This window comes from Yoonia sp., from assembly GCF_017854415.1.
Classification (GTDB): domain Bacteria; phylum Pseudomonadota; class Alphaproteobacteria; order Rhodobacterales; family Rhodobacteraceae; genus Yoonia.
Genome location: NZ_JAFMHR010000030.1, coordinates 16,589 through 24,142, shown reverse-complemented (window position 1 = coordinate 24,142; position 7,554 = coordinate 16,589). Strand labels below are relative to the sequence as shown.

Below are 7,554 nucleotides of genomic sequence, written 5' to 3'. Positions count from 1 at the left end.
ACGCGCGTCAGTTGCACCAAGAGAAACAAGATGAGCGGCCGATCCGGTCAGTGCGGCATAGTCATCTTCGATAACATGGACCGCAAAATTGCTCATGAAGCCGGCAAACCTGCCTTTGTCACGAAACGCGTCACCAAAACCAAACGCATTTAGGTGCGGCGCAAAGGCGCGGGCCACGCCGCCAGCCAAATAGACGCCACCAAAGGGAAGTTGAATAAGGGATAGGTTGCCGCAAACGGTACCCAAAATCCGCGTAAATAGACGTGCGGCATCTGCGGCGCGTGGATCGCTTCCGTCTGCGCAAGCGGACATAATATCTTGGGCTGCCGCCTCGCGGGGATCATCGGCTTCTTTTCCCAAGAACGCATAAACACGTTCGAGACCGCGACCAGAAAGAACATCTTCGACAGCCGGGAAACCATGCGCAGTTGAGACAAACTGGCACAGGCGCAGCTCCATCTCGTTTCGGATCGGAAGGTTTGCGTGTCCGCTTTCAGATGGCGTAACAACACGGCCATGTTCCAGATCAAAAACCGGTGCAGCGTTAAACCCTGTACCAACACCAATAACGAGTTTTGCCGCATTCGGATTGCTGTCGGGGCCTTCAAGGATCGTCCGCACATTAGCAGGATCAATATGTCCAAGCGCGTGACCCTGCGCTTGCAAATCATTTAGGATTGCAACTGTTTTTGCTCCGGTTGCCCGCGCGAGCGTTTCTTTGTCGATCGTCCAGTCAAGGTTCGTCATCGTGGCGGACCCATCGCGGACGGGACCTGCAACAGCCACGCATGATGCGACCGGATCAACATCGCCTTCGTCTTCGACATAGCGACGCAGCACCGATTCGAGGCCCGGAAACGCGGTATTTCGATAGCGGCGGATCGTATTTTGGATGACTTGGCGGCCGTCAGCAAGTGCGACTCGCGTGTTTGTGCCGCCGATATCGGCGACGAGCGCATAGGTATTTTTTGGATGTGTCATAATGTTCCTCAGCGCGCGATTGCAGATTTGAGCGCGTGATAAGATGCTTTTGGCGTGCGCTTCAAGGTTTCAAAATCGACGTGGATCATGCCAAAACGTTTTTCATATCCAAAAGCCCATTCGTAGTTGTCCAGAAGTGACCAGTAAAAGAAGCCCTTTACGTTTGCACCATCAGCAATCGCGCGTTTGGCAGCCATGATATGATCGGACACGAACTTCATCCGCACGGGGTCAAAGACCGCGCCGTTTTCGATTTTATCATCCCACGCCATACCGTTTTCAGTCACATAAATTGGGAGGTCGCCAACATAATCCTGCGCCAAACGGGTCAAAAAACTGTGCAGTCCATCTGGGTAAATCTCCCAGCCCATCTGCGTTTTGTCGCCGGGACCTTCGTCTGATTGGATATGCGGCCAGACGGCATTCGTATCGGTCGTAACCTTGTGGCGGGTGTAGTAGTTTACGCCCAGAAAATCGATTTCCTGACTAATCTCTGCCATGTCGTCTTGCCAGTTGTCTGGCATATGGGCTTCAAAACCGGCAAGTGCCTCTGCGGGGTAGCTGCCTTTTGTGATCGCTTCGACGAACCAGCGGTTCATTATCGCGTCCCATGTGGCGGCAGCAGATGCGGCCTGTGCGCTGTCATCTGCGGGTTCGGTGTGATCGAAGTTGAGGACGACACCACAGTTGTCCATCCCTTTGGCGCGCAAACGTGTCATCGCCACCCCATGCGCCAGATTAATGTGATGCATTGCGCGTGCCGTTGCCCGAATATCGCGCAAGCCCGGCGCATGATGCCCCAAAAAGTGCGAAAGATACGCCACACACCAAGGTTCGTTGACCGTCGCGATGGACGTCACCCGGTCGCCAATCCGGTCGGTAATCACATCCGTGAAATCACCGAAAAGCGCACAGGTATCACGGTTTTGCCAGCCACCTTTGTCAGCCAACGCAGATGGTAATTCCCAATGATAAAGCGTTTGAAAGGGCTGCAGACCACGTTCCAGCATCGCGTCAACCAGCCTGTCGTAATAATCAAGCCCCTCTGGATTGGGGGTGCGCCCATCGGGCATGACCCGCGCCCAAGACGTTGAAAAACGGTAAGCATCCATGCCTGCATTTTTAAGCAGATCAAGGTCTTCACCGTAGCGGTGATAGTGATCGCAAGCTAAATCGCCATTTTCGGCGCGCACAACATTGCCAGGTCCTGCAGCGAACGTATCCCAGTGGGTCGGGCCTGCGCCGCCAAATTTGTGGCCTTCGATTTGATATGCAGCCGTAGCTGCCCCAAAGATGAAATCTTGCGGGAAATCAGAGCGTTTGAAATCCATTTTAGTCCTTTCTGGGGGCAGGGCCGGTTGACGACCCCAACATCAATTCAGCCTCGAGCAATTCGTTTGGCAAAGGCATCAACGGATCGGCGATCGTCGCAAGCAGCATCTGGGCCAAGCGGCGACCTGCCTCGCGAACCGATGACCGTGTTGCTGTGAAAATCGGCTCATCGCCGCCGTTTTGTAGATATGACAAGACGTCGTCGTGGGTCACGACCGACACGTCTTTGCCCATGACCAACCCGCGTTCTTCGATGGCGCGGCGTACGCCAAGCGCGCTGATCAACGACGAACATAGTACTGCGGTTGGTGCGTCCGGACATTCCAGCATTTCGCGGGTGGAATGATAGCCGAATATTTCGGTCATTTCGCCAGAGCGCATGATGGACGGGTCGACAGCGATCTGATGAGACTGCAACGACGCACTATAGCCATCGCGCCGTCTATGGGCAAAATCCATATCCTCTAGACCATTGATTAACGCAATGCGGCGATGACCCAGATCGAACAAGAAATCTGTTGCCCGTTCAAACGAACGCCGGTTGTTCACGTCAAGCCATGCATAAGGTAACTTGCAACCTGATGCCCGTCCGTGCACCGCGAAAGGCAGGCCGATATCATGAAGAAACGGGATGCGTGCATCGTCCATGCGGGGGCCATGCACAATGACGCCGTCAACGGCGCGGCGTGATTTCAGCCCTTGGTAAACTTGTTCTTCATCTGCGTCCGCGACGATCGACAGGACCATTTCATAGCCTTCTTTGGCGTAAGCCTCGCCTGCGCCAGCGATAAAGTCGCCAAAAATGGGGTTTACCATTTCATGTTTGCTGGAAACGGGGATCACATGGCCAATCGCCAGCGCCTTGCCGGTGGCAAGACCTTTGGCACGTGTGCTGGGGGTATAGTTGTGGGTGCGTGCGGCATCTTGAACGCGCTGTCTTGTACGTGTGCTGACCTCTGGATAGCCATTTAGCGCACGGCTCACCGTGGTTTGACTTAATCCCAGAATCTGCGAAAGTTCTTTAAGGTTCATAGCGACAACTGTGCGTTCAAAGCGCTTTAAGTGTAAAGGTGTGTGCCCAAAATGGTTGAGCCAAAGTGGCAGCGTAATCGTTTCAGTATCATGATTTATAAAGATTCCAACCATTAAATTAGCGCTAACAATGCTCTGTTGACAGGGAGGATGAGTTCTAAGATGCTATAAAAATCCAAAGCGCTTTGGAATTGATTCCAATTGCGCTAACTGGGAGTGAACGCACGCTCGCGTGCAAAAGAAGTCACGCATCACCTTGGTGCGATTGGGAGGAAATTCAATGAAAACGAAACTGTTAGCCACAGCGGCAGCGGTTGCACTGACGGCAGGTGGCGCCCACGCAGGCGGCCATTTGGACGGCGTGCAAATCACTGTTTCAGGCACATGGCTTAGCCCTGAAGCCGAAATCGTAAACGAAATCTTTGACCTGTTCGAAGAGCAAACTGGCGCTGAAGTAAGCTATGTCGGTTCTGACAGCTTTGAGCAGCAGGTCATCATCGATGCCGAAGCTGGTTCAGCGGCGAACATCTCGGTGTTTCCACAGCCCGGTTTGGCGGCAGACCTTGCATCACGCGGTTTCCTGACACCTTTGCAGGACGATTCAGCTGACTGGATCCGTGAAAACTATGCAGCGGGTCAGTCTTGGGTAGATCTGGGCACATACGCAGACGAGAACGGCAATGATGAACTGTACGGTATGTTCTTCCGCGTCGATCTGAAGTCTCTTGTTTGGTACAGCCCAGAGAACTTTGAAGATGCAGGTTACGAGATTCCAACGACCATGGAAGACCTCAAGACCCTGACAGATCAAATCGTTGCAGATGGCGAAACACCTTGGTGTATCGGTCTGGGTTCCGGTGCGGCCACAGGTTGGCCCGCAACTGACTGGGTCGAAGACATGCTGCTGCGCACACAGCCACCAGAGGTTTATGACGCATGGGTTTCAAACGAATTGCCGTTTGACGCACCAGAAATTGTAGCTGCTATCGAAGAGTTCGGCGCATTTGCACGTAACGACGCATATGTCGCTGGTGGCGCTGGTGCAGTTGCAACGACAGACTTCCGTGACAGCCCAAAGGGCATGTTCTCTAGCCCGCCACAGTGCTACATGCACCGTCAGGCTTCGTTCATTCCGGCCTTCTTCCCAGAAGGCACATCGGTTGGTGAAGACGTCGATTTCTTCTACTTCCCTGCTTATGAAGGCAAAGACCTTGGTTCCCCAGTTCTGGGTGCCGGTACTCTCTTTGCGATCACGAACCCTGGTGATGGCGTTCAAGAGCTGATCGAATTCCTGCGTCAGCCTGCTGCGCATGAAATCTGGATGTCTTACGGCGGCTTCCTGACACCACACACTGGTGTTGATCCTGCGAAATTTGTTGATGACACATCACGTGGCCTGAACGAAGTTCTGCTGGGTGCGACGACCTTCCGTTTCGACGGTTCTGACCTGATGCCGGGCGCAATTGGTGCCGGTGCGTTCTGGACAGGTATGGTTGACTATGCCGGTGGCGCAGCTGCGGCTGACGTCGCTTCTGGTATCCAGAACTCCTGGGACGCAATCAAGTAAGCGGTAATGCTTGCTAAGAATTGGGATGATCCGGCGAATGCGTCGGGTCATCCCCCATAAAAACATAGCCTAGGGGGAGAGGACTATGAATCCTGCATTTCAGGGACTTCTGACGATCATCATCGGTGTCGGTGGTTGTATCGGTTACTTCTATTTTTCCAACCAGTTTCTCGACAAAGTGCTGTACCCTGCCAAAGGGCCCAAGGCCGGTCATAATATCAACCGCGCCAACCAAATCCGCCCTTGGCTATTTCTTTTCCCTGCGATGTTTGCCTTGGGTCTCTACCTTGCATATCCCGTCTTTGCGACGCTGTGGTATTCAGTCACGGACCGCGATCAGGGGGGGGCGTTTGTGGGCCTCGCGAATTACCGCCAAATGGCCGATGATCCCAAGTTCTGGGAAGCTCTGAAAAACAACATGCTTTGGCTATTGATTGTGCCCGCCGCATCGACCGCTTTTGGTCTGTTGGCAGCCCAATTGACCGACCGCATCTGGTGGGGCTCTTTTGCCAAATCCCTGATCTTTATGCCGATGGCGATTTCCTTCGTCGGTGCGGCTGTTATTTTCAAGCTGATCTACGACACACGCCCTGTTGATCAAAGCCAGATTGGTGTGATGAACGCGGTCTGGCTGCAATTTGAGGGCGGGATTGGATCATTCCTGATCTTGCGGCTTTTGCCCGGTTTGTTGATGATTTCTGCCGCTGCCGCTGCCCTTTATGTTGCCTATTCACAGGTCACCACTGCGATGGAGAAACGCGGAACAGCGTTTATCCTTCTGGTGCGCGGCGTGTTCATCGCGGTGCTGGTTTGGATTGCTTATAGCACACTTGCGCTGGCACTTGGGGCCTTCACGAAAACATATCCTTACGGTGTGCCGCAGCAGTGGTTGACGATCCCGGGATGGAACTCGTTCTTGTTGATGATTGTTCTGATCTGGATTCAAACTGGTTTTGCGATGGTGATCCTGTCTGCTGCGTTGCGCGGTATTCCAGAGGAAACGATTGAAGCCGCTATCGTCGATGGTGCGAACCCGTTCCAAGTGTTCTTCAAGATCAAGATGCCGCAGATTTCGGGTACCATTGTCGTGGTCTGGACGACCATCACGCTTGTTGTGCTCAAGGTCTTTGACATCGTGTTTGCGATGACCAACGGTCAATGGGAAACGCAGGTTCTTGCGAACTTCATGTACGACAAATTATTCCGCGCCAACGATTGGGGTGTGGGTTCTGCCAGTGCGATGGTGATCATGCTGCTCGTCAGTCCGATCCTTGTCTGGAATGTTTATAATGCCCGTAAGGAGATGCGCTAATGGACGGTATGGTTGGAAGCAAATCGTCCCTGTCATGGGCCGTGAATATATCCGTGGTATTGCTGGTGATGTTGTGGCTGTTCCCGACGGTCGGTCTGTTGGTGTCATCGTTCCGGACCACTGACCAGATCAGCAGCAATGGCTGGTGGCAGTCGCTGTTCCCAACGGAACAGAATGTCAGCTTGCGCACCGTTGATCCCGATGAAGATGGTGTTCAGCAGCTGGTGAACGGTCTGTACACAGTTGAAGGTAATGTATTTGGCGACACATCAGAGGCCGTGATCAGCGTTTGGGGCGTGTCGTCACGCGCAATCGATAGCTTTGGTCCCGGCGATACAGCGGATCTGGGCGAGGGCGAAAGCATCACCGTGCAGGTCGATGGATCATACGTCTGGACCGGTGCATCTGAATTGTCGGGCAGGGGCCAACGCGTCTTTGCCACGGCTGAAACCCCGCCAGAGTTTACGACTGACAACTACCGAACTGTGCTGGTGGACGGGAACACGACGGACAGCATGGCCAAAGCCTTCTTTAACACGCTGACCGTGACAATCCCCGCGACGATCATCCCAATTGTGATTGCGGCTTTCGCGGCTTACGCGCTGGCTTGGATGGACTTCCCTGGGCGGTCAATCTTGATCGCGCTGGTTGTTGGATTGCTTGTTGTACCGCTGCAACTGGCCCTTATTCCGCTGTTGCGGCTGCATTTGGGCATAGGAATCGGAAAGGGCTATTTGGGTGTATGGCTGGCCCATACCGGCTTTGGCCTTCCGCTCGCGATTTATCTGTTGCGAAATTATATGGTCGGCTTGCCGCGCGATATTATCGAAAATGCAAAGGTCGACGGCGCGACAGATTTCCAGATTTTCACCAAGATTATCTTACCGTTGTCGTTCCCTGCATTGGCGTCATTCGCGATCTTCCAGTTCTTGTGGACTTGGAACGACTTGCTGGTGGCGAAGGTGTTCTTGATCGATGCGACGGGTCAAACCACCGTTATGACCAACCAGATCGTCGAACTTTTGGGCACAAGAGGCGGCAATTGGGAGATCTTGGCGACGGCTGCATTCGTGTCGATTTCGGTGCCTTTGGTCGTATTCTTTGCGATGCAGAAATACCTTGTGCGCGGCTTGCTGGCTGGCTCCGTAAAATAAGAAATGTCGCCCCGGTTTTTCCGGGGCAACACCACTCCACGCGCAGTTTCTTGGCCGAGGCCAATGCTGCACAATGACAGGAACGACCCTATGACGACGGCACTTGCGACCAACACTGAAATGGCAACGGACAAAGATTGGTGGCGTGGTGCCGTGATCTATCAGATCTATCCGCG

The 7,554-nt window shown here is 53.6% G+C and carries 6 protein-coding genes; 3 read left to right on the top strand and 3 right to left on the bottom strand.

Annotated features, from left to right (window positions below; genetic code table 11):
- From QZ197_RS05430 to QZ197_RS05420, 3 genes are all read right to left on the bottom strand, one after another.
- The coding region (locus QZ197_RS05430; RefSeq protein ID WP_296430847.1) for an ROK family protein at positions 1–981 on the bottom strand (981 nt) is incomplete at its 3' end.
- A gap of 8 nt (positions 982–989) precedes the next feature.
- Positions 990–2,312: a GH1 family beta-glucosidase gene (locus QZ197_RS05425; protein ID WP_296430845.1), complete on the bottom strand. Its 1,323-nt coding sequence runs from the start codon at positions 2,310–2,312 to the stop codon at positions 990–992.
- 1 nt (position 2,313) lies between these two features.
- On the bottom strand, positions 2,314–3,345 hold the full coding sequence (locus QZ197_RS05420; protein ID WP_272146401.1) for a substrate-binding domain-containing protein: 1,032 nt from the start codon (positions 3,343–3,345) through the stop codon (positions 2,314–2,316).
- A 280-nt stretch (positions 3,346–3,625) separates the two neighbouring features.
- Between QZ197_RS05420 and QZ197_RS05415 the strand changes: the two genes are divergently transcribed.
- From QZ197_RS05415 to QZ197_RS05405, 3 genes are all read left to right on the top strand, one after another.
- The gene (locus tag QZ197_RS05415) at positions 3,626–4,912 is read left to right on the top strand and encodes an ABC transporter substrate-binding protein (protein WP_296430844.1); all 1,287 of its coding nucleotides are present in this window, start codon (positions 3,626–3,628) and stop codon (positions 4,910–4,912) included.
- An 85-nt stretch (positions 4,913–4,997) separates the two neighbouring features.
- Complete coding sequence (locus QZ197_RS05410; protein ID WP_272146397.1) at positions 4,998–6,224, top strand: sugar ABC transporter permease; 1,227 nt, start codon at positions 4,998–5,000, stop codon at positions 6,222–6,224.
- Positions 6,224–7,378: a carbohydrate ABC transporter permease gene (locus QZ197_RS05405; protein ID WP_296430840.1), complete on the top strand. Its 1,155-nt coding sequence runs from the start codon at positions 6,224–6,226 to the stop codon at positions 7,376–7,378. The genes QZ197_RS05410 and QZ197_RS05405 overlap by 1 nt, the downstream gene beginning before the upstream one ends.
- Positions 7,379–7,554 lie beyond the last annotated feature (176 nt).